Annotated in this window: 23 protein-coding genes; 10 read left to right on the top strand and 13 right to left on the bottom strand. The window is 66.1% G+C overall.

Annotated elements, in window-relative coordinates; all coding sequences use genetic code 11:
* Positions 1–214 precede the first annotated feature (214 nt).
* The gene (locus AC2IR1_RS01530) at positions 215–1,078 is read right to left on the bottom strand and encodes a formate/nitrite transporter family protein (protein ID WP_486474526.1); all 864 of its coding nucleotides are present in this window, start codon (positions 1,076–1,078) and stop codon (positions 215–217) included.
* Between the two features lie 199 nt (positions 1,079–1,277).
* On the opposite strand from AC2IR1_RS01530, the gene AC2IR1_RS01525 reads away from it, so the two are divergent.
* Positions 1,278–2,627, top strand: a complete 1,350-nt coding sequence (locus AC2IR1_RS01525; RefSeq protein ID WP_486474525.1) for a methyl-accepting chemotaxis protein — start codon at positions 1,278–1,280, stop codon at positions 2,625–2,627.
* A gap of 300 nt (positions 2,628–2,927) precedes the next feature.
* On the opposite strand, the gene AC2IR1_RS01520 is transcribed toward AC2IR1_RS01525, so the two are convergent.
* Positions 2,928–4,322: an aspartate aminotransferase family protein gene (locus tag AC2IR1_RS01520; protein WP_486474524.1), complete on the bottom strand. Its 1,395-nt coding sequence runs from the start codon at positions 4,320–4,322 to the stop codon at positions 2,928–2,930.
* Positions 4,323–4,409: 87 nt separating this feature from the next.
* The gene (locus AC2IR1_RS01515) at positions 4,410–5,114 is read right to left on the bottom strand and encodes a GntR family transcriptional regulator (protein WP_486476461.1); all 705 of its coding nucleotides are present in this window, start codon (positions 5,112–5,114) and stop codon (positions 4,410–4,412) included.
* Positions 5,115–5,269: 155 nt separating this feature from the next.
* Between AC2IR1_RS01515 and AC2IR1_RS01510 the strand changes: the two genes are divergently transcribed.
* The 5 genes from AC2IR1_RS01510 (at position 5,270) to AC2IR1_RS01490 (ending at position 10,855) form a co-directional block, all read left to right on the top strand.
* Positions 5,270–6,361, top strand: coding sequence for a polyamine ABC transporter substrate-binding protein (locus AC2IR1_RS01510; protein ID WP_486474523.1), 1,092 nt, complete (start codon positions 5,270–5,272; stop codon positions 6,359–6,361).
* Between the two features lie 98 nt (positions 6,362–6,459).
* On the top strand, positions 6,460–7,581 hold the full coding sequence (locus tag AC2IR1_RS01505; protein WP_486474522.1) for an ABC transporter ATP-binding protein: 1,122 nt from the start codon (positions 6,460–6,462) through the stop codon (positions 7,579–7,581).
* 199 nt (positions 7,582–7,780) lie between these two features.
* Entirely contained in the window at positions 7,781–8,677 is an 897-nt protein-coding gene (locus AC2IR1_RS01500; protein ID WP_486474521.1) for an ABC transporter permease subunit, read from the top strand.
* Positions 8,674–9,495 carry an ABC transporter permease gene (locus AC2IR1_RS01495; RefSeq protein WP_486474520.1) on the top strand — a complete coding sequence of 274 codons (822 nt, stop codon included), beginning with the start codon at positions 8,674–8,676 and terminating at the stop codon, positions 9,493–9,495. Before AC2IR1_RS01500 ends, AC2IR1_RS01495 begins: the two co-directional genes overlap by 4 nt.
* 10 nt (positions 9,496–9,505) lie before the next feature.
* Positions 9,506–10,855 (top strand): NAD(P)/FAD-dependent oxidoreductase, encoded by a 1,350-nt coding sequence (locus AC2IR1_RS01490; protein WP_486474519.1) that lies wholly within the window; start codon positions 9,506–9,508, stop codon positions 10,853–10,855.
* Positions 10,856–10,885: 30 nt separating this feature from the next.
* Here AC2IR1_RS01490 and AC2IR1_RS01485 read toward each other — a convergent pair whose 3' ends face one another.
* Entirely contained in the window at positions 10,886–11,809 is a 924-nt protein-coding gene (locus AC2IR1_RS01485; RefSeq protein ID WP_486474518.1) for a DMT family transporter, read from the bottom strand.
* A gap of 266 nt (positions 11,810–12,075) precedes the next feature.
* Between AC2IR1_RS01485 and AC2IR1_RS01480 the strand changes: the two genes are divergently transcribed.
* Together AC2IR1_RS01480 and AC2IR1_RS01475 are read left to right on the top strand one after the other, a co-directional pair.
* A complete protein-coding gene (locus tag AC2IR1_RS01480) occupies positions 12,076–12,681 on the top strand; it encodes a HupE/UreJ family protein (protein ID WP_486474517.1) in 606 nt (201 codons plus the stop codon).
* Positions 12,674–13,315 (top strand): hypothetical protein, encoded by a 642-nt coding sequence (locus tag AC2IR1_RS01475; RefSeq protein ID WP_486474516.1) that lies wholly within the window; start codon positions 12,674–12,676, stop codon positions 13,313–13,315. The genes AC2IR1_RS01480 and AC2IR1_RS01475 overlap by 8 nt, the downstream gene beginning before the upstream one ends.
* Positions 13,316–13,319: 4 nt before the next feature.
* On the opposite strand, the gene msrA is transcribed toward AC2IR1_RS01475, so the two are convergent.
* Together msrA and msrB are read right to left on the bottom strand one after the other, a co-directional pair.
* Entirely contained in the window at positions 13,320–13,829 is a 510-nt protein-coding gene (msrA, locus tag AC2IR1_RS01470; RefSeq protein WP_486474515.1) for a peptide-methionine (S)-S-oxide reductase MsrA, read from the bottom strand.
* Positions 13,829–14,275, bottom strand: a complete 447-nt coding sequence (gene msrB, locus AC2IR1_RS01465) for a peptide-methionine (R)-S-oxide reductase MsrB (RefSeq protein WP_486474514.1) — start codon at positions 14,273–14,275, stop codon at positions 13,829–13,831. Before msrB ends, msrA begins: the two co-directional genes overlap by 1 nt.
* A gap of 336 nt (positions 14,276–14,611) precedes the next feature.
* On the opposite strand from msrB, the gene AC2IR1_RS01460 reads away from it, so the two are divergent.
* Positions 14,612–15,454, top strand: coding sequence for a hypothetical protein (locus AC2IR1_RS01460; RefSeq protein ID WP_486474513.1), 843 nt, complete (start codon positions 14,612–14,614; stop codon positions 15,452–15,454).
* An 86-nt stretch (positions 15,455–15,540) separates the two neighbouring features.
* Here the strand turns inward: AC2IR1_RS01460 and queG are convergent, their stop codons facing one another.
* From queG to mtgA, 4 genes are all read right to left on the bottom strand, one after another.
* Positions 15,541–16,614 (bottom strand): tRNA epoxyqueuosine(34) reductase QueG, encoded by a 1,074-nt coding sequence (queG, locus tag AC2IR1_RS01455; RefSeq protein WP_486474512.1) that lies wholly within the window; start codon positions 16,612–16,614, stop codon positions 15,541–15,543.
* A gap of 112 nt (positions 16,615–16,726) precedes the next feature.
* Complete coding sequence (sbmA, locus tag AC2IR1_RS01450) at positions 16,727–17,962, bottom strand: peptide antibiotic transporter SbmA (protein WP_486474511.1); 1,236 nt, start codon at positions 17,960–17,962, stop codon at positions 16,727–16,729.
* 197 nt (positions 17,963–18,159) lie between these two features.
* Positions 18,160–18,831 (bottom strand): FtsZ-binding protein FzlA, encoded by a 672-nt coding sequence (gene fzlA, locus AC2IR1_RS01445; protein ID WP_486474510.1) that lies wholly within the window; start codon positions 18,829–18,831, stop codon positions 18,160–18,162.
* A 49-nt stretch (positions 18,832–18,880) separates the two neighbouring features.
* Positions 18,881–19,660 (bottom strand): monofunctional biosynthetic peptidoglycan transglycosylase, encoded by a 780-nt coding sequence (gene mtgA, locus AC2IR1_RS01440; RefSeq protein ID WP_486474509.1) that lies wholly within the window; start codon positions 19,658–19,660, stop codon positions 18,881–18,883.
* Positions 19,661–19,854: 194 nt separating this feature from the next.
* Here mtgA and AC2IR1_RS01435 point away from each other — a divergent pair, with 194 nt between their 5' ends.
* Positions 19,855–20,238 carry a DUF4342 domain-containing protein gene (locus tag AC2IR1_RS01435; RefSeq protein WP_486474508.1) on the top strand — a complete coding sequence of 128 codons (384 nt, stop codon included), beginning with the start codon at positions 19,855–19,857 and terminating at the stop codon, positions 20,236–20,238.
* 175 nt (positions 20,239–20,413) lie between these two features.
* On the opposite strand, the gene AC2IR1_RS01430 is transcribed toward AC2IR1_RS01435, so the two are convergent.
* From AC2IR1_RS01430 to AC2IR1_RS01420, 3 genes are all read right to left on the bottom strand, one after another.
* Entirely contained in the window at positions 20,414–20,722 is a 309-nt protein-coding gene (locus tag AC2IR1_RS01430; protein WP_486474507.1) for a hypothetical protein, read from the bottom strand.
* Positions 20,723–20,824: 102 nt separating this feature from the next.
* On the bottom strand, positions 20,825–21,157 hold the full coding sequence (locus AC2IR1_RS01425; RefSeq protein WP_486474506.1) for a hypothetical protein: 333 nt from the start codon (positions 21,155–21,157) through the stop codon (positions 20,825–20,827).
* An 89-nt stretch (positions 21,158–21,246) separates the two neighbouring features.
* Complete coding sequence (locus tag AC2IR1_RS01420; RefSeq protein WP_486474505.1) at positions 21,247–21,591, bottom strand: hypothetical protein; 345 nt, start codon at positions 21,589–21,591, stop codon at positions 21,247–21,249.
* Between the last annotated feature and the right edge of the window lie 122 nt (positions 21,592–21,713).

Below are 21,713 nucleotides of genomic sequence, written 5' to 3'. Positions count from 1 at the left end.
GGTTGCGGAAGGGATGCAAGGGGCGCGCCCACAGGTGACCGTCACAGGTGGATTGGCATCCACCCTACGGGCGTCCCGAGCTTGTCGGATGTTGGGGGACGGCGGGGTGAACCCCGCCCTACGGGCCGTGATGCGCAGGGCGGGGTTCCACCCCGCCGTCCCCCGGCCCCTGTAGGGTGGATGCCAATCCACCTTCCATCGCCCCCAGCGGCGATCAGCGGTTCCGGGGCGAAACCTTCTCCTCCACATCCGCGCGGACCTGGGCATGGGCGATGAGCGCGAAGATGAAGGTCCCGCCGATCACGTTGCCCGCCAGCGTGGGCAACCAGAACTCGGTCACCGCGGCCCCCAGCCCGGCCTGGCCCAGGAAGACGAGGTAGAGCACCTCGATCGCCCCGGCGATCACATGGGGAAAATCCCCCAGCGAGATCAGCCAGGTCGCCAGGAAGATCAGCGGCAGCCGCGCCTGGGGGGCCGCGGCCATGGCCCAGACCAGCGTCGCGATCAGCCAGCCGGAGATGATGCCACCCGCGAACATTTCCCCCGTGGGCTTGCCCAGCAGGTGATGCCCGATCTCCGCAAAAGCGGCAGCGGTGCCACCCTCGACCACCGGCAGGAAGGCCAGCACGCCGGCGGCCACGGCCCCGCCCAGCGTGTTGCCCGCCAGCACGATCCCCCAGAGCCGCGCAACGCGGCCCAGGTTGCGGCGGGACGGGTCCGACATCACCGGCAGCACCGGGGTCACGGTGTTTTCGGTGAAGAGCTGCTGCCCGGCGCAGATCACGAAGATGAAGCCAAGGGTGTAGCCCATGGATTCGAAGAGAAAGCCGACCTCGGTATCCGGCAGGTGGGCATGCAGCAGCCCGCGCGCCATGAAGGAGGTCGCCATGGTGATACCGCCGGCGATGGCCGACCACAGCAGCGCCATGCCGTCGCGCGCCATCTCCTTGTCGCCCTGGCGGCGGATCACCTCGTGCACGGCGGCGGCGGTGGAGGGAAGCTTCTGCTCCAGCTCCTCCACGTCGGGGGTGTCGGAGGTGGGGGCGCAGGTCTGCGTCGTCTTGGAGAGATCGGTCAAGGTCGGGTCCTTGTCTTGCGGCGTCATTGTCTTGCGGCGTCATTGCATGTGCGTCGGATATGAACGCCCCGGGGCGGTGCGGGTTCCCTTGCGGAAGCCGGCACTGGCACTGGCACTGGCAGATCGGCCTGCGCTTCATCCCCCGTAAAGGTTTCCCGCCTATTGGTCCTTCATCAGTCCTTCGAGTGAGGTTCCGCCCATGGGGTTCTGGAATTCCGGCGCTAAGTCGGCGACGCATCTGACCGAGTCCCAGGAAGCGGTCCTTCAAATCGTTGAGGAAACCCAGGCGGTCATTCACTTCGACCCCGACGGGCGCATCCTGGCGGCCAACCCGATCTTCCTGTCCGCGCTCGGCTACGACTGGTCGGAGGTCAGCGGCCAGCATCATTCGATCTTCGTCGCGCCGGAGACGGTGAATTCGCCCGACTACGAGCGTTTCTGGCAGCGCCTGCGCAACGGAGAGGCCTTTTCGGACGATTTCCCCCGCATCCGCAAGAATGGGGAGGAAATCTGGATCCGGGCCACCTATGCGCCGGTCCGCGACAAGACCGGGCAGGTCAAGCGGGTGACGAAGATCGCCGTCGACATCACCAAGCGGCGCCGCGCCATCGGCGAACTGGGCAAGGCCATCCGGGAGCTGGAGGCCGGCAACCTGCGTCCCCGCGTCGCCCGCACCGGGGTGGCGGACCTGGATGAACTGGCAGACGCCCTGAACGCCGCCTTCGAGAAGATTTCGAGCATGATCGCCGAGGTGCAGACGGTGAGCGAGGAATTCGAGACGGTCAGCGCCCATATCGGCGCCACCACCAACGACCTGTCCCGCCGCAGCGAAAGCCAGGCCGCCACGCTGGAGGAAACGGCCGCCGCGATCGAGGAACTGACCTCGAATTCCCAGGCCGCCGTGGAACACGCCGAAAGCATGAAACGCGGCGCCACCGAGACCCGCAGCGCCGCGGATGACAGCCGCACCCTGGTCGGCGAAGTGGTGGAGGCCATGGCGAAGATCGAGGGGTCTGCCTCCGCCATTGCGGAAATCCTGTCCGTGATCGACGACATCGCCTTCCAGACCAACCTGCTGGCCCTGAACGCCGGGGTCGAGGCCGCCCGGGCGGGCGAGGCGGGACAGGGGTTTGCCGTTGTCGCTTCCGAAGTGCGGTCCCTGGCCGGGCGCACGGCGGATTCCGCGCGGGAAATCAAGACGCTGATCGAAAACAGCTCCTCCCACGTGTCCGCCGGCACCGCCCTGGTGGACCGCACCGGGAATGAGCTGAACCGGATCTTCGAGAAGGTTGGCGCGATGAATTCGCAAATCCAGGACGTCGCCCGGTCGATGGAGGAACAGACCAAGACGATCCAGGAGATCAACACCGCTGTGAACAGCCTGGACCAGGTGACACAGCGCAACGCGGCGATGGCGATCGAGACCGCCGACGCCACGAAGACCCTGGAAGCCAAGAGCGCCCTGCTGCGCGACAGGGCCCGGTATTTCGAAATCGGTGCGGCGCGGAGCGGAGTTGGCGAAGCTCAGGGGTATCGCAACGTCGGCTAGGCCTGCGGTGGGGTGAGCCTTTGGTCTGGCCCCGCCAGTTCCCTTTCATCCGAAGCCGCCCCACCCCGGCCCGCATCCCTGCGCGCGCCAGAGCGTCGTCAGATGGTGCGTTCCGCCTCGGGGCAGGTTGGGTGAAAACAAGTTCGGGCGCCCGATTGAGATCGGGCGCCCGGATCTTTGAGGAAAGGGCCTTTGCGGACCCAGCTTACCTCACCAGTTCTTGCGGGCCGAGTTTTCGAGGCCCGGCATTCCGGACCCAGCTTTCCCGGCCCCGGTCTTCCTCGACAGGCGCCTAGCCAATCACCCGGCGACGAACAGGCCGTCTGCCTTCACGTTGGCCATGCCTTCGTCGAGGCTCTTCCAGGCGCGTTCGATCAGGGTGTCGATCTCTGCCTTCGTGATCACCAGCGGCGGGGAGATGATCATGCGGTCGCCGACGTGGCGCATCACCAGGTTGTTGGCAAAGCAGCGTTCGCGCACGGCGTAGCCGACAGTGCCCGCGGGGGCCGCGAATTTCGCGCGCGTCGCCTTGTCCGGGGTCAGCGCAAGAGAGCCCATGCCGCCGACGATCTTCGCCTCGCCCACCATGGGATGTTCGACCAGGCTTTCGAACTTTTCCTTCAGGTAGGGCGCGGTATCGGAAGCGAAGTTCGCGACCACGCCTTCCTCTTCCAGCAGGCGCAGGTTTTCCAGCGCCACTGCACAGGCCACCGGGTGACCGGAGTAGGTGTAACCGTGGTTGAACTCGGTCGCGCCGATCACGGCCGCCACTTCGTCCGACAGGATCGACCCGCCGATGGGCTGGTAGCCCGAGGACAGGCCCTTGGCGATGGTCATGATGTCGGGGCGGATGCCGACGGTCTGGGTGCCGAACCAGTTGCCGGTGCGCCCGAAGCCGCAGATCACCTCATCCGCGATCAGCAGGATCTCGTACTTGTCGCAGATGCGCTGGATCTCGGGCCAGTAGGTCGAGGGCGGCACGATGACACCGCCGGCGCCCTGGATGGGTTCGGCGATGAAGGCGGCGACGTTGTCTTCGCCCAGCTCCAGGATGGCCTTTTCCAGCTGCTGCGCGCGTTCCAGGCCGAAATCCTCTGGCGTCATGTCGCCGCCTTCGGACCACCAGTCGGGCTGGTCGATGTAGTGCATGCCGGGGATCGGCAGACCGCCCTGGGCGTGCATCCCCTTCATCCCGCCAAGGGAGGCAGAGCCGACGGAGGAGCCATGATAGGCATTCCAGCGCGAGATGATGGTCTGCTTCGAGGGCTTGCCCTTCTCGGCCCAGTAGGTGCGCACCAGGCGGATGTTGGTATCATTCGCCTCGGACCCGGAGGAGGAGTACATCACCTGGTTCAGACCCTCGGGCGCCAGTTCCGCCAGCTTCTGCGACAGGGCGATGACCGGCGTGTGGGTCGTCATGAAGAAGGTGTTGTAATAGGGCAGTTCCTTCATCTGGGCGAAGGCCGCCTCTGCCAGCTCGTCCCGGCCATAGCCGATGTTGACGCACCAAAGGCCCGCCATCCCGTCGAGGATCTGGTTGCCTTCGCTGTCGGTCAGCCAGCAGCCATTCGCCCGGGTGATCACCCGGGCACCGCGTTCGGCCAGCTCGGTCTGGGTGGTGAAGGGGTGCACGTGGTGCGCGGCGTCCAGCGCCTGCAGCTCTGCCGTGGGCAGATGATTGGTGATCTTGGTCATGGCGAAATCCTTGGCTTGTCGCCCGATCGGGGCGCTTGGCTCAAGAATATGATCAAATATCGCGCTGTCAATCGAGTCGGCCCCGGGTCAGAGGGCGCGCAAGATCATCTCCATTCCCTGCTCCAGATCACCCTGCATGGCACGGGCGGCGGCCTCTGCATCGCTCATTTTCAGGGCGTTTATGAGATCCTTGTGCATGTCCGGCAGGTTGCGGGTGCCGAAGGCCCCGCAGACCACCCGCAGGGAGGGACCGAAACGCAGCCAGAGCCCTTCGACCAGCCCCGAAAGGATCGGCGCATTGGCGCAATCGTTCAGCCGGGCATGGAAGCGATGGTTCTCGACCAGGTAATCATGCACATGGCCGCGCCGGATCGCCTCGTCCAGGGCCGTGTCGATCTGTTCCAGCGCCGCGATATCGCCTGCGGTGACCCGCGCGCAGGCCAGCCGGGCAAGCTCCGGCTCCAGCGCGCGGCGGGCGATGAGCAGCTGATTGATCTCTGCCGCGCCCAGAACCGGGACAGAAATCCGCCGGTTGCCCTGAAATTCCAGCGCGCCTTCGGCCATCAGCCGGCGCAGCGCCTCCCTCACCGGGGTCATGCCGGCGTCCAGCTCTGCCACGAGGCCCTGGATCGTCACCGCCTGCCCCGGTTCGAACTGACCGTAGAGAACCCTTGCACGCAAGGCGCGATAGACGACCTCATGGGCCGGAAGGCCGGCGCCGCGCTTCTCTGCCCCGTTCTCTGGCCCGTTCCCTGCCCCGGTCTGGCCTTTGTCAGCTTCCGCTGCCTGCAAATTCATCACCTCGCTTCGCAGCCCCTTGCTGCAGCGCCATCTTGCACGGGTTCAGCACCCATGAAAACATCTACATGTTGCCATGGCCCCGACCATTTGATCAAATCAGGGACCAAGTGGGCGGAAGACCCCGGCAAATCAATGGGAGTGCATTCATGAAGACATCCATCCTTGGCCTGACGGCCGCGACCCTCGCCCTTGGCGCCGCCATGGCCCAGGCGGAAGAGGTCCACGTCTACAACTGGTCGGACTACATCGACGAGGAGCTTCTGACGAAGTTCGAGGAAGAAACCGGCATCGACCTGGTCTACGACGTCTTCGACAGCAACGAACTGCTGGAAACGAAGATGCTGGCCGGTGGGTCCGGCTACGACGTCGTGGTGCCCACCGGCACCTTCCTGCAGCGCCAGATCATGGCCGGCGCCTTCCAGAAGCTGGACAAGTCCAAGCTGCCGAACCTGGAAAACATGTGGGACGTCATCGAAGAGCGGACCGATGTCTACGACCCGGGCCACGAATATTCGATCAACTACATGTGGGGCACCACCGGCATCGGCGTGAACGTCGACAAGGTGAAGGAAGTCCTGGGCGAAGACGCCGACATGAGCTCCCTGTCGCTGATCTTCGATCCGGCCAATGCCGAGAAGCTGGCCTCCTGCGGGATCTACATGCTGGACGCGCCGACCGAGACGGTGCCGGCGGCCCTGACCTATGCCGGCTGGGACAACCCCGACGACAAGTCCGACGAAGCGCTGGCCAAGGCCGAGGAAGTGCTGACCGCGGTTCAGCCCTACATCGCGAAGTTCAACAGCTCCGAATACATCAACGCGCTGGCCAACGGGGACATCTGCGTCGCCTTCGGCTGGTCCGGTGACGTGCTGATCGCCCGCGACCGTGCCGCAGAGGCCGACAACGGCGTCAACGTGGAATACTACATTCCCAAGGAAGGCGCGCTGATGTGGTTCGACATGATGGCGATCCCGGTCGACGCCCCGAACCCCGACGCGGCCCACAAGTTCCTGAACTTCATCATGGATCCGGAGAACATGGCGGCGGCGTCCAACTACGTCTACTACGCCAACGGCAACAAGGCCTCTCAGGAATTCCTGAACGAGGACGTGATCGGCGATCCGGCCATCTACCCGGACGAGGCGACGCTGGAGAACCTCTACACCGTGACGCCCTTCGGGCCGAAGGAGCAGCGTTCGCTGACCCGCCTGTGGACCAAGGTCAAATCGGGCACCTGATCCCGACCTGACGACATTCCGCGCCGCAGCCCCCTGCGGCGCGGATCCTTTTGAAGTCCGTCCAAGCTCTGGAATACCCGCAGGAGTCCGGCCCGCGCATGCCTCAGACCGTCTTTGCCCCCTGGGAAGATCCCGAAGAGAAGCCGCTGATCCGCTTCCAGAACGTCACCAAGAAATTCGGTGAATTCACCGCGATCCAGTCGATCGACCTGGATATCTACGCCCGGGAATTCTTTGCCCTGCTGGGCCCGTCCGGCTGCGGCAAGACCACGCTGATGCGCATGCTGGCAGGGTTCGAAACGCCGACCGCGGGCAAGATCATGCTGGGTGGCGAAGACATCGCCCAGGTGCCGCCGAACAAGCGCCCCGTGAACATGATGTTCCAGAGCTACGCGCTCTTCCCGCATCTGTCGATCTGGGAAAACATCGCCTTCGGCCTGAAACGCGAAGGCCGCGACAAGGGCGAGATAGAGACCCGGGTCGCCGACATGATGCGCCTGACCCGGCTGGAAAAATTCGCCAAGCGCAAGCCGCACCAGCTGTCCGGCGGGCAACGTCAGCGGGTCGCGCTGGCGCGCAGCCTGGCCAAGGCGCCCAAGCTGCTGCTGCTGGACGAACCCCTGGGCGCGCTGGACAAGAAGCTGCGCGAGGAAACCCAGTTCGAGCTGATGGACATCCAGGAGAAGACCGGCACGACCTTCGTGATCGTCACCCACGACCAGGAAGAGGCGATGACCGTCGCCTCCCGCGTGGCGGTGATGGATGAAGGCCAGCTGGTGCAGGTCTCCACCCCGGACCGGATCTACGAATACCCCAATTCCGTCTACGTGGCCGACTTCATCGGCGACGTGAACATCATCGAAGGCGCGGCCAGCCAGTCCGGCGACAAGGTGCTGGTGACCTGGGCCGAGGGCGCCTCGCCGCTGGTCGCGACCTCCTCGCTGATGCTGCAGAAGGACCAGACCTGCTACCTGGCCATCCGGCCGGAGAAGATCACCATTTCCGCCGAGGAGCCGGAGACCACCAACAAGGTCCATGGCGAGATCATCGACATCGGCTACCTCGGCAATATCTCCACCTACCACGTGAAGCTGCCCACCGGGCACATGATCAAGGCCCAGTCGACCAATACGCGGCGGATTTCGCGGCGCAATTTCACCTGGGAAGACAAGGTCTGGCTCAGCTGGTCCGACACCGCCGCCGTGGTGCTGGAGCGCTGAGGATGCCGGTGCGCCCCAGCCCGGCCATAGCGCCCACAGCCCCTGTCGGATGCCTCCGGCGGGAGTATTTCCAGCCATCGAATAGGGCAGGACGGACCTGCTTCCATTCGACGGCCACAAATACTCATTCGCAACGCGGATCCGGCACGCCGGGTCGCCTGCCGCAGCTTCGGGCCGCAATCATCGACGGAGGCTTTCCATGCGCCGCCTGATCCTGATCCTCGTCCCCTACCTGTGGCTGCTGGCACTCTTCCTGGTGCCCTTCCTGATCGTGGTGAAGATCTCCCTCTCGGACGTGGCGCTGGCCCGGCCGCCCTATTTCCCGCAGCTGGACCTTTCCGGCGGATGGGCGGCGATCCGGGAGTTCTTCCAGGAACTGGATTTCGAGAACTTCGTCTTCCTGACCTCCGATGACCTTTACTGGAAGGCCTACCTGTCCTCGCTGAAGATCGCGCTGATCTCCACCGTGCTGACGCTGCTGATCGGCTATCCGGTGGCCTATGCCATGGCCTCCGCCCGGCCCGAATGGCGCCCGACGCTGATGATGCTGGTGATCCTGCCCTTCTGGACCAGCTTCCTGATCCGGGTCTATTCCTGGATGGGGATCCTCAGCCAGAACGGGCTGCTGAACAGCTTCCTGCTCTGGACCGGGATCATCCAGGAGCCGCTGGTGATCATGAACACGGAAATCGCGGTCTACATCGGCATCGTCTACACCTACCTGCCCTTCATGATCCTGCCGATCTACGCCAACCTCGAAAAGCTGGACGTGTCCCTGCTGGAAGCGGCGGAGGACCTGGGCTGTTCGCGCCGTTCGGCCTTCTGGCTGGTGACGATCCCGCTGTCGAAGCCCGGCATCATCGCCGGCTGCTTCCTGGTCTTCATTCCCGCGCTCGGCGAATTCGTCATCCCCTCGCTTCTGGGCGGGTCGGGCACGCTGATGATCGGCAAGGTGCTGTGGGAGGAGTTCTTCAACAACCGCGACTGGCCCGTCGCCTCGGCCGTGGCTGTGGTGCTGCTGCTGATCCTGATCATCCCCATCGTGCTGTTCCAGCGCAACGAGCAACGCCAGCGTGAACGGGAGGCCGGCAAATGAGACGGATGAGCGGTTTCAACCTGGTCTCCCTGACCTTCGGCCTGGCCTTCCTCTACCTGCCGATGCTGATCCTGGTGATCTACAGCTTCAACGCGTCGAAGCTGGTCACGGTCTGGGCCGGATTCTCCACCCGGTGGTACGGCGAGCTGCTGCACAACGAGGCCTTCCTGGATGCGGCGCTGGTGACGCTGAAGGTCGGCGTGATCTCTTCGACCCTGGCGACGGTTCTGGGCACCATGGCGGCCTGGATCCTTGTACGGACCGGGCGTTTCATGGGGCGCACGCTCTTCTCCGGCATGATCTACGCGCCGCTGGTGATGCCCGACGTGATCACCGGCCTCGCGCTGCTGCTGCTCTTCATCGGCATCGGTCTGGACCGGGGCGCGACAACCATCGTGCTGGCCCATACGACCTTCTCCATGTGCTATGTCTCCGTCGTGGTTTCCTCCCGGCTGGCCTCCTTTGACCAGTCGCTGGAAGAGGCCGCGCTCGACCTCGGCTGCACCCCCTGGCAGAGCTTCCGGCTGGTCACCCTACCCATCGTGGCGCCTGCGGTGATCTCCGGCTGGCTGCTGGCCTTCACCCTGTCGCTCGATGACCTGGTGATCGCCTCCTTCACCGCCGGGCCGTCCTCCACCACCCTGCCGATGAAGATCTTCTCGGCCGTGCGGCTGGGCGTCTCGCCAGAGATCAACGCGCTGTCGACCATCATGATCGGCATCGTGGCCATGGGCGTGATCATCTTCTCCCTCATGACAAAGCGTGCCGCGGTGCGGCAGCAGCAGGAGGAGCGTGACGCCGCCCGCGCCGAAGCGTAAAGACCCCCAGATGACGACCAAGACCCTGAACCGGATCTATCCGGACTACACCTATTCCCGCGCCCCGATCGAAGCCTGCTACTGGGCCGAGGACGTGCCGGAAACCGCCCTTGCCTGCCCGCCTGCCACGGGGCGCCAGCGTGTGCCCGTGCTGGTCATCGGCGGCGGTTTCACCGGGCTGAACGCGGCCCTGTCGCTTGCCCGCGCGGGCGAGGAGGTGATGCTGATCGAGGCGAGCTTCCCGGCCTTCGGCGCCTCGGGGCGGAACGGCGGCTTCTGCTGCCTCGGCTCCTCCCGCGCGACCGACCGGCAGCTGGGGCGGTTCGGCCCCGATGGCGCCGGAGAGGTCCGCCGCGCCGAAGCCGCCGCGATCCGCCATGTCGACCGGGTGATCACCGACCTCGGCCTGGACGTGGACCGCCATTCCACGGGCGAGACGATCCTGGCCCATTCCCCCGCCGCCCAGGCCAAGATGGCCGAGAAGGCAGAGGAATATTCCGGCGACTACGGCGTCGAGATGCGGGTCCTGGAAAAGTCCGACCTGGTGGACGAGGGCCTGGATGGCCCCACCTGGTTTGGCGGCATGCACAACCCGCTGGGCTTTGCCCTGCATCCCCGGAAATACGCGCAGGGCCTGCTGCAGGCAGCCCTGGCCGCCGGCGCCCGGGTGCATGGCGAAAGCCCCGCGCTTTCGGTCGAGCAGACCGGCACCACGCTGACCGTCACCACGCCGGAGGCGGTGATCGAGGCCGATCGCGTGCTGTTTGCCACCAACGGCTACACGGCAGAGAACCTCGTGCCATGGCTGAAGGGCCGGACCCTGCCCGCGCAAAGTTCGGTCATCGCCACCCGCCCCCTGACGGAGGAGGAGTTGCGCGCCCAGGGCTACTGGTCGCGGCAGATGGCCTACGAGGACCGGCGCCTGCTGCATTACTTCCACCTGACCCCCGACGGGCGGATGGTCTTTGGCCAGCGCGGCGGCCTGCTGTCCGATCCGGTGACGGAGCAGAAGATCGCGGCCAAGGTGCGCGCCGATTTCGACCGCGCCTTCCCGGCCTGGAGAGAGGTGGAAACGCCGTGGAGCTGGTCCGGCATGGTCTGCCTGACCGCCTCGCTCACGCCCTTCTGCGGCGCGATCCCCGGCCTGCCCGGCGCCTTCGCCGCCTTCGGCTACCACGGCAACGGCGTGGCCATGGGCAGCTACCTCGGCGCCCGCATGGCAGAGCTGTCGCGGGGTGAAACCCCGTCTGATATCCTGCCCAGGGCCTTTGCCACCCCGCCGATGCGCTTCCCGCTGGGGCGCTTCCGCCGCGCGATCCTGGCCGCGGAATACTGGCAGGCGCAGGTCTTCAACCTGTAACGAGGCCTCCGGGGTCCCGGCTTTCGCGGGTCAGGCTTCGGGCGTCTTGGCCGCCCGGGCCTTTTCGCGCTGCAGGCCCAGGTGGTGTTCGCGCAGGATGATGAAGACCCCGGCGGCGATGATGATCACCGCGCCCAGCAGCATCTGCGCCGTCGGCACCTCGTCGAAGACGAAGTAGCCGATGCCAAGCGCGAAGAGCATCGAGGCATAGTCGAAGGGCGCCACGACCGAGGCATCGGCGAAACGGTAGCTCGACGTCAGGAAGATCTGGCCGAGCCCGCCCAGAACGCCCGCCAGGATCAGCATCGCCGCCTCGGCCGCGCCGGGCAGTTCCCAGCCGAAGGGCAGCGTTGCCAGCCCCATGACGGTGGAGGTGACGGAGAACCAGAAGACGATGGCGGAGGTCTGCTCCGTCCGGACCATGTTGCGGATCTGGACCTGGGCCAGCGCGGCGCAGGTGGCGCCGAAGATCACGATGATCGCCCCCAGGGCCTGGCCCATCTCCACCGGGCCGCCGCTGAGGGTGGTGACGCGCGGCGCCAGCACGATCACCACGCCGAGCATCCCCATGGCCACCGCGCCCAGGCGGTAGACGCCGACCTTCTCGTTCAGGAACATCGCGGCGAAGATCACCACCAGCAGAGGCGTGGCATATTGCAAGGCCGTCACCTCCGGCAGGGGCAGGAAGGCCAGCCCGGCAAAGCCGCAGCCCATGGCCGTGGTGCCGATCACCCCGCGCAAGACATGCGCCATGGGCGATTTCACCCGCCAACCCGTCGCGAGGTCGCCGCGCATCGCCAGCCAGGCGAAGATCACCGGCAGGGCGAAGAAGGAGCGGAAGAAGACCGCCTCGCCCGCGGGGACATGGCCCGCGCTGACCTTGATGAGGGAGGTCATGGTGATGAAGCAGATCACCGCGATGATCTTTAAGAGAATGCCCCTGAGCGGCTGCATCGCCGGATCCTTTCGCCACGCGCCACCCCTTCTGTCCCGGGGGCGCAGGCGCGTCAATCGCGCGGGCGTGATTGCAGGATCGGTGCCCCCGCCGCCGGTCGCAACCAGCAGGGCGCGCCGGCGGGCCGCTGGGTGGCATTGACCTCCGCCCCCGGCGGCGGCAGTCTGCGCCCACGCCGGAGCACCGCCAGCGGGGCCTGCCGCCCGACGCGAGCCAGCCCGCCCCTTCGCGCCCCTGACCGGGCCCCAGACCGAAAGGAACCGCCATGCTCCGTCCCGCTCTTTCCCGCCTGCTGCGCCCGGCCTTGCTGGCCCTGCCTCTGGCCCTTCTGGCCGCCGCGGCGGAGGCCCATACCGGCACTGGCCACCCCGGCGGCTTCGTCAGCGGCTTCAGCCACCCGATCCTTGGCTGGGACCACGTGATCGCCATGGTGGCGGTCGGGCTTTGGGGCGCCTTTCTGGGCCGTCCGGCGATCTGGATCCTGCCGGTGGTCTTCCCGCTGGTCATGGCGCTTGGCGCCGCGGCCGGCGTGATGGGCCTGCCGCTGCCCGGGGTGGAAACCGGCATCGCCCTTTCAGGCGTCGTGCTGGGCCTTGCCGTGGCGCTGGCCGTGCGCGCGCCGCTCTGGGTTGCCGCCGTCATCGTCGGCACCTTCGCCATCTTCCACGGCCATGCCCATGGCACCGAACTGCCCGAGGCCGCCAATCCCTTTGCCTATGCGCTCGGCTTCGTGCTGGGCACCGGTCTGCTGCACCTGGCGGGCATCGCGCTTGGCCTGCTGACCGGATCGAAAGCCGGGCGGCTGGCGGTGCGTGCCGCCGGGCTGGTCATCGCCGGGATCGGCGGCGCCTTCCTGATGGGTGTTGCCTGATCCCGTGACCCTGCCCGCGCGCCCTGCCCTGCTTCTGCCGCTTTGCGCGGGCCTGAGCCTTCTGCCCGGGCTGGCCACGGCCCATGTCGCCCTGGTGCATGAGGACATGGCCGCCGATGCCTGGCTGGGGGTGCGGCTGGTGGTGGAATTCGTCGAGGCGCTGCTGCCCCTGCTCGCCCTTGGCCTGGCGCTGTCGGGACAGCTCCGGCGCGGCGCCTTCCCCTGGCCCTGGGCGCTGATCGGGCTGGCGGCGGGGCTGCTGGCCTCGCCCCTGGCGGATGAAATGGTATCGCTCTACGCCCTTGGCGCGGGGGCCTTCGCCGCTGCCTTCATCGCCCTGCGCGGTCTGCCCCTGCCCGCGCCGATCACTGCGGCGCTGGCCTTTGCCCTGCCCGCCCTGGCGCTGGCCAGCAGCTACCACGGGCTGACGATGCTGCCGCCCCTGGCGATGCTGGCGGGCAGCCTGCTGACGGCGGCAGCGCTGGTGCTGCTGCCCGCACTGGCGGGAACTCTGGTGCTGAAGCTCCCCGGACAGGCGCCGGGGATCGCGCTGCGGATCGCGGCAAGCTGGCTGGCCGCGATCCTGATCCTGATGCTGGCCTTCGCCCTGGCCGGGCCGCAGACCGGCCTTTGATCCGTTACTCCGCCGCCGTGCGCTTGGGCAGGACCCAGTCGGGGCGGGGGAAGTGGCAGGTGTAGCCGTTGGGGATCCGCTCCAGGTAATCCTGATGCTCCGGCTCGGCCTCCCAGAAATCACCCACGGGTTCGACCTCGGTCACGACCTTGCCGGGCCAGAGGCCGGAGGCGTTCACATCCGCGATCGTCTCTTCCGCCACGGCTTTCTGCAGGTCGTCGACGTAATAGATGGCAGACCGGTAGGACATGCCCAGGTCATTGCCCTGCCGGTTCGGCGTGGTCGGGTCATGAATCTGGAAGAAGAATTCCAGGATCCGGCGATAGCTGGTCACGGCGGGATCGAAGAAGATCTCGATCCCCTCCGCATGGGTGCCGTGGTTGCGGTAGGTGGCATGGGCCACGTCCCCGCCGGTATAGCCGACTCGGGTGCGTGTCACCCCGGGCAGCCTGCGGATCAGGTCCTGCATGCCCCAGAAACAGCCACCGGCCAGCACTGCGCGTTCTTCGGTCATCAGAGATCCTCCACCTGGTCGATGTAGTCGCCATAGCCTGCGGCGGCCATGTCCTCCTTCGGGACGAACCGCAGCGAGGCCGAGTTGATGCAATAGCGCAGCCCGCCCCGGTCGGGCGGGCCGTCGGGGAAGACATGGCCAAGGTGGCTGTCGCCGTGCTTCGACCGCACTTCGACCCGCACCATCCCGTGCGACACGTCGCGCAGGTTGACGATGTTCTCTTCCTCGATGGGTTTCACGAAACTGGGCCAGCCGCAGCCGCTTTCATACTTGGCGGCGCTGGCGAACAGCGGCTCGCCAGAGACGACATCCACGTAGATCCCGCTCTTCTTGTTTTCCAGCAGGTCGCCTGTGAACGGACGTTCCGTCCCGCTTTGCTGGGTCACGCGATACTGTTCCGGGGTCAGGCGGGCGATGGCCTCTTCGGTCTTGCGATAGTCGGGCATCCGAACCTCCTTTGCTGCCGCATAATGTGGGCAATCGGGGCGGGAATTGAAAGGGGGGCCGCGCCTGCACCTTTGCGCGATCCGGCCGACCGGCCGCGCAATTCCCGCGACGTAAGGCTATTTTTACCAAAAGCGAATTCAGGACGGTTGCGGATGGATTCCGTACGGGATTCCCGCAGCTTGCAGCCAATCCATGCCAGAGGCATCAATCTGGAGGAGAGTTAATTCATGGGCATGACTGCCTATAGATGCAACAAAATTCGCTTCCGTTCGTTGCTTATCCACAGGCGGGCAGCATTTCAGCCCGTTGTCCTGAGCAACAAGAGGAGGAAGCTCATGACTACCCTGATTACCGGAAAAACGACGATTCTCGCGGCCGCGATGGCCCTCATGTGCCCCGCGCTGGCCCAGGCGCAACTGGGCGTGGACCTGGATCTTGATCCGACGGATGGCGACGGCGTGAACGTCGGCGTCGACCTTGGCATCGGCGGCGACGACGGTGTCACGGCCAACGCCGATGTCGGCATCGGTGGCGGTCAGGGCATCGACGCGGATGTCGATGCGGGCGTTGGCGGCAGCGAAGGCCTGGTGGCCGATGCCGATGTGAACGTCGGCGGCAGCGAAGGCGGTATCGGCGCGGATGTCGACGCCGGCCTTGGCGGAGACGAGGGCCTTCTGGCCGATGCGGACGTGAATGTCGGTGGCAGCGACGGCGGCATCGGCGCCGACGTGGATCTTGGCCTGGGCGGAGAGACCCTGGCCGACATCGGCGCCGACCTTGGCGTCGGCGACGGGTCGGACGGATCCGGCGGCAGTGACGGCGATACCGTTGCAGACGGCGGCACGACCACCACGACGACCACCAGCGGCACCACCGGCACGGACGAAGGGTTCGCCTTTGCCTCCATGTCGGGGGTGAACATCGCCACCCTGCCACCCTCTGCCTTTGGACTGGTCACGGTGACCCAGCTTGAACGCCGGGGCGAGGCGACGTCCGAATGGATCGACGCCAAGCTGGAACAATCGCCCAACTGGGTGTCCCGCCTGCGCAACCGCGTCCTGGCCAATCAGCCCCTGCGCCGCTGGCTGGGGACCCAGGGCTGGACCCCCTATGACGTGGTGGGCTTCTACCGCAAGACCGACGGAACGCTCTGGCTGATCGTGGACGACCGGGTCTGACCCGGCCCAGGTAAGAGTGAAACGTGTGTGTGTGACGACAGCAGAGCAGGCGCCCGGACCTCGTTCCGGGCGCCGTTACATGTCGCCTACCGCGGCCCCGCCTGCGCCAGCCGTGACAGGGCCCATCCGGCAGCCTCCGCCACCACCGGATCGGGATCCTCCAGCAGGGCACGCGCAGGGGCGGCCAGGGCCGGAACGCCCGAATTTCCGATGGCGTAGAGCACGTTGCGCACGAAGCGGTTGCGCCCGATCCGCTTGATCGGACTGCCGGAAAACCGTGCCCGGAAGGCCGCGTCATCCAGCGCCGCAAGCTCCGCCAGGGCGGGCGCCTGCAGGTCGTCGCGGGCGTGATACTTCACCTCGGCCGCGCGTTCGGCGAACTTGTTCCAGGGACAGACCGCCAGGCAGTCGTCGCAGCCGTAGATCCGGTTGCCGAGCGCAGGGCGCAACTCCTCCGGCACGGGGCCGGAATATTCGATGGTCAGGTAGGAAATGCAGCGCCGCGCGTCCAGCTTGTAGGGCGCGGGGAAGGCATCTGTCGGACAGGCGTTCAGGCAGCGCCGGCAGTTGCCGCAGTGATCGACCTCCGCCGCATCGGGGGGCAGGTCCAGCGTGGTGAAGATCGCGCCGAGGAAGAACCAGCTGCCCAGCTCTCGGCTGACCAGGTTGGTATGCTTGCCCTGCCAGCCCAGCCCCGCCGCCTGGCCCAGGGCCTTTTCCGGCACCGGCGCCGTGTCGACGAAGACCTTCACCTGCGCCTCTGCCCCACCTTCCTGCGGCCCGGCCTCGGCGATCAGCCAGCGCGCCAGCCTCTTCAGCCGCTTCTTCACCACGTCGTGGTAATCGCGATTCTGGGCATAGACGGTGATCGCACCCAGGTCGGGATGGGCCAGCACCTCCAGCGGGTCATGCTCCGGCCCGTAGTTCTCCGCCAGCATGATCACCGTGCGGGCCTCGGGCCAGAGCGCGCGGGGATCGCCGCGCCAGTGGCTGCGCTCGGCCAGCCAGGCCATCTGCCCGTGCCGCCCCGCCTCCAGGAATTCCGCAAGCCGGTCCGCCACCTCGGGCACCGCATCGGGCGCACAGAACCGCACGGCGGAGAATCCCTCCGCCAGCGCCTGCGCGCGCAGCTTTTCCGACAGGTCCGTGACGTCGCTCATCCGGCCTCAATGCCAGAAAACCCGCCCCCCGGCGAGCCGCCCGGACGGACTTTTTGAGCCCGGCGCCGCGCGTGATGGCGGCCAGCCAGAGGCGGCCCGGCAGAGGGGCGCCTTACGCGCCCCGCCCGTCCACCGGCCCTTCGGCCACGGCGGCGCCTTCCGGGATCTCCCGCTCGAAGCCGCGCAGACGTTTGTAGATCGACAGAAGCTCCACGATCGTCGACCAGGAGGTGACGAGGTACTGGAACGACCCGCGCACCTGGTCAAAGACGTTCAGGACCTGGTTCATCAGGCCCAGCGTCACCTTGCCCGCCACGATCGACGGGATCAGGATCACCGTGCCGTAGACGTTGTCGGCCTGCAGGTAGAAGACCCGCGCGACGTTGAAGTAGATGTAGTGGAAGTAGAGCCGGAAGTAGCTGCGCCGCACGTTCCCGAACAGCTCCGCCATCGACGGCGGCGCCGCGCGTTCGGGATCATCCTCGCCGTAGACCAGCTCCTTGCGGAAGGCGGCTTCGACCTTCTGGTTGCGGAATTCCAGCCCCGGCAGCTTGATCCCCACCAGGGCCAGCAGCCCGGTGCCGAAGACAGACCAGGCCAGCGCGGCCCAGACAAGCGCATGGGGGATTTCCCCCACGATCGGCAGCGTCGTGATGGTGGCCGAGAAGGTGAAGAGCACCGGCAGGAAGGCGATCAGGGTCATCACCGCGCTGACCAGCCGTACGCCCAGCCCCTCCATCGTGCCGGCAAAGCGCATGGTATCTTCCTGGATCCGCTGCGAAGCGCCCTCGATATGGCGCAGGTGCGGCCAGTGGGACATGAAGTAATCGGTCATCGCCGTACGCCAGCGGAAGACATAGTGACTGATGAAGAAGTAGTTCAGCACCGACAGGGTGACGGCAAAGAAGGCGATGCCGAGGAACTGCAGGATACCATGATACAGCTCTGACGCCGGCACTGATCCGGCCTCTGTCAGGGCCTGCTGGATCATGTCGTAGTAAGGTCCGTACCAGGCGTTGATCGCCACGCTGACCTGCACGTCGATATAGGTGTTGAAGATGATCAGCGCCGTGCCCAGCACCGACCAGCGCTGCCAGGGATGCGGCCGGATCAACGCCCAGGCGGCGAAGAACAGCAGCGTCGCCACCAGGAAATAGCCGTAGAACCACAGGAACGGCGGAGAGACGAAGACCTGCACGCCGATGATCTGCTCTGCCTCGGGATCGGCCCAGCCGAACGCCTCGTCCAGCGATCCCAGGCCGCCGTACCAGGCGGCGATGACCACGGCCAGCCAGACCACGGCGGAGAGGAAGAAGGGTTTCGGCGAAGGGAAGAAGGATCGGAACACCGGACACCTCTGGACCAGGGAAACTCACCCAGAGCTATACCGCCCCCCGGGGGACGGCAACGCCCACGAAAGGCGCAGCACGCCCATGTGACAGATGGTGAGGGGCCCGGCGTCCAAATGCCTGAAAGCCGGTCGGAATTCCGCCGTTCCCCACCGCTCCCCGCTGTACCTCGGGGCGCCTCAGCGCCCGGGCGGGATCAGAAATCCAGGTCGGCGTAATGCGCCGGCGGCGGGAAGCCCGGCACCTGGTCCATCAGGATCGACCGGAAGGCGGGGCGCGACTTGATCTTGGCGTACCAGTCCTTCACCTGCCGGTTCCTGTCCCAGTCCACGTCCGAGATGTAGTCGAGGCAGGACAGATGCGCCGCGGCCGCGAAATCGGCCAGGGTCATCCGGTCCCCGGCCAGCCAGCGGCGATGTTCCAGCAGCCAGCCCAGGTAGTCGAGGTGGAACTTGATCGACCGCAGCCCGGCCATCACGTTGGACGAATTGGGAAATCCCTGCCCCGTCAGCTTCTTGTTCACCCGCTCGTAGAGCAGCTTCGAAGTCACCTCGTGGTGGAACTTGTCATCGAACCAGCTGACCAGGCGGCGCACTTCGTGGCGCGCCATCGGGTCCTTCGGCATCAGGGAGGGATCGGGATAGACCTCTTCGAGGTATTCGCAGATCGCCGCGCTTTCGGCCATGGCCTGACCGTCCAGGCGCAGCACAGGCACCTTGCCCGCCGGGTTGCGGCGCAGGAAATCCGTGTCCTTTTCCCAGTAACGCTCCTCGATCAGGCTGACCTCGATCTTCTTCTCCGCCAGCGACAGGCGCACCTTGCGGCAGAAGGGGGACAGGGGCACGTGGTAAAGCTCGGCTGAAATCATGACTACCTTCCTCGAACCTGACATGTCTTGCCGCCCTTCGGAGCAAGATTCAATCCTCGAAGCAGGCCGCGCGTCCATCGCGTTCGATCGTTGCGGCGCCGTCGCGGATTTGCGCCGACCTCCGCAGGATGTAATCCGACGGCTTGCTGGCGGACCAGGATTGCGGAGACGGCAGGACGGCGGCCATCCGTGCCGCCTGAACAGCGCTCAGATCCTTTGCAGACACGCCGAAGTAGCGCTGTGCGCCGGCTTCGATGCCAAAGACGCCTTCGTCGAATTCGGCCACGTTCAGGTAGACTTCGAGGATCCGCCTCTTGCTCCAGAACAGTTCGACCACCGGGGTGATCAGCGCTTCCAGCGCCTTCCGGACGTAGCTGCGCCCGTGCCAGAGGTAGACGTTCTTCACGACTTGTTGAGAGATGGTGGACCCGCCCCGCGTCGCGCCCTCGGCGATCGCATCCCGGACGGAGGTCATGTCGATCCCCCAGTGCAGGCAGAAATTCGCATCTTCGGCGGCCACGACGGAGCGCGCCATGACCGGGGCGATCTCCTCCATCGGGACCCAGTCGCGCTGGATCCCGTCCAGGCGCAGCTGCTCCCGCGCCATGTAGAGCCCGCCCCAGGGGCGCAGCACCGAATTGGCGGCGATGGTGCAGACGAACAGCAGGACGAAGATCGCCAGCCCGCGCAACAGCCAGCGTCGCAGCCAGCGCAGCGGCACCGCCCAAAGGCGTTTCGGCGCAGCCTTGCGGGCGCCGCCCTTCTTCCTGGCGGGCGCCTTGCGCTTGCTGCCTGATGCCTTGGTCGATTTCGTCGATTTCGCTGCCACGGGACTGAGCTACCCCGCGCGCCCCCGGTCGCGCAAGCGATTGCTGGCCCGGGCGGCCCGATGCCCCGCTTGATCCTGCGCAAGGACATGCAACCTACGCAGGCGCATGTTTTCTGGGTGCCAGCCGCCGAGTCGCGGCACGCGCCCAGACCGGCCCGCCCCTTCGTCAGGGCCGCTTGAGAAAGGAGTATCCCATGTCCGACCACGACTCCGAAGACCGCAGAACCACCCGCGAGGAATTCCGCATATCCGGTTCGCAACTGATCGAAAAAGTTCGGGAAATCATCCGCGAAGGCAACGTGCGCAAGCTGCACCTGACAGCGGCGGATGAGGATTTCAGCCTGGAAATGCCGGTGACGATCGGCGTCCTGGCCGGCGGGGCGGTGGCCCTGGCCGCGCCCTGGCTGGCGATTCTCGGCGTGATTGCCGCCCTTGCCACCGACGTGAAGGTCGAGGTGGAGCGCGACGACGACGAAGACGATTCGCCCGGCCCCGATACGGCGGCCAGGTCTGCCCCCAAGTCCGCCTCCGAATCCGACGCCGAGTCTGACGCGGCAAAGGACAAGCTGGACGTCTGAGGCCAGGCGCAGGCCCGGCCCTGTTGCGCAAAAGAAAAGAGCCCTTCCCGGTTCATGGGGAGGGCTCTCTCTTGTCCCGGCCGGAGGGGACGCCGGGACCCCGTCGATCCGGTCCTATGCGGTAAAGATGAGTGGTATCTTTCCGCTCGGACAGGATCTCCGGGTCATGGTGCAGTCACTGCTGGTAGATGAAGGGCGTCTGCGCGGCGGCATCGTCCTTGTCGGCAGTGATTGCGTGGGAGGCAGCGCCGAAGTTGGCGTTGGACCGGGTCACGACGGAGCTGTGGTCAGCGGTGTCGTAGATGTAGAAGGTCTGCGCCGCGGCGGAGTCCTTGTCGAAGCCTGCAACGGTGGTCGCGACCGGGGTGGCCGAGGTTTCGTTGTACAGGAACGGGGTCTGCTCTGCTGCGTCACCGGCGAAAGCGGCGGTGGTTGCGGAAGCGGCGACGATGGCGGCAATGCCGAATGCTTTGAGGGATTTCATGATAGGTCTCCGATCTGTCGGACGGTTGTCTGGGGAAAGCCGGGACCCGTCACTGGGTCCCGGTCTAGGATTGGGTCGTCAGGCCCTGGGTCATACGGCCGATTATTCGGCGTAGACGTAGGGGGTCTGAGCGGCGGCATCGCCTTCGGCGTCGGTGCCGCGGGGATGCAGGGCTTTCAGCACGGTGGCATCCGGGGTGTAGGACACGTTGTTGCGGGTCACTGCGGCGCCGGAGGCTGCATCTTCGTAGATGTAGGGCGTCTGGGAAGCGGCATCGTTGTCACCACGTGCGGCGGTCGCGTCGGAGGACAGGACCACGCCGGCGCTTTCGCCGTAGATGAACGGGGTCTGCTCTGCTGCGTCGCCTGCGAAGGCTGCGGTGGTTGCGGAAGCTGCGACGATGGCGGCAATGCCGAATGCTTTGAGGGATTTCATGATAGGTCTCCGATCTGTCGGACGGTTGTCTGGGGAACTCCGGGACCCGTCAGCGGGTCCCGGCTAGTGTCGGGTCAGCTGGCCCGTGATCATTCTGCGTAGACGTAGGGGGTCTGCGCTGCGGCGTCGCTTTCAGCGTCGGTGCCGCGGGGATGCTGGGCGTTCAGGACGGTGGCATCCGGGGTGAAGGACACGGCGTTGCGGGTCACTGCGGCGCCGTTGTCTGCATCGCCGTAAACGAACGGGGTCTGCTTGGCGGCATCGTTGTCACCACGTGCGGTGGTGAAGTCGGAACCCAGGACGCTGCCCGAAGTTTCGGAATACAGGTACGGGGTTTGGGAAGCTGCGTCCGTATCGGTGCCACGTGCATAGGCGGTGGTGGTTGCGGAAGCGGCGACGAGGGCGGCAAGGCCCAGTGCTTTGAAGGTGTTCATTTCAGATCTCCTGATCTTCGTTCTGTGGTCGACGCCGACTGGGGCGTCGTTTCATGAGAAAGAGATAGGACCGCCCAACCGTTTTTGGAAGTGCACATTTGCACAGCAAATGGTGAAAGTGG

The sequence above is a fragment of the Pseudooceanicola sp. NS-SX8 genome (assembly GCF_057380755.1).
The sequence above is the reverse complement of the archived record's forward strand: the minus strand, read 5'-3'. Positions and strand labels throughout refer to the sequence as shown.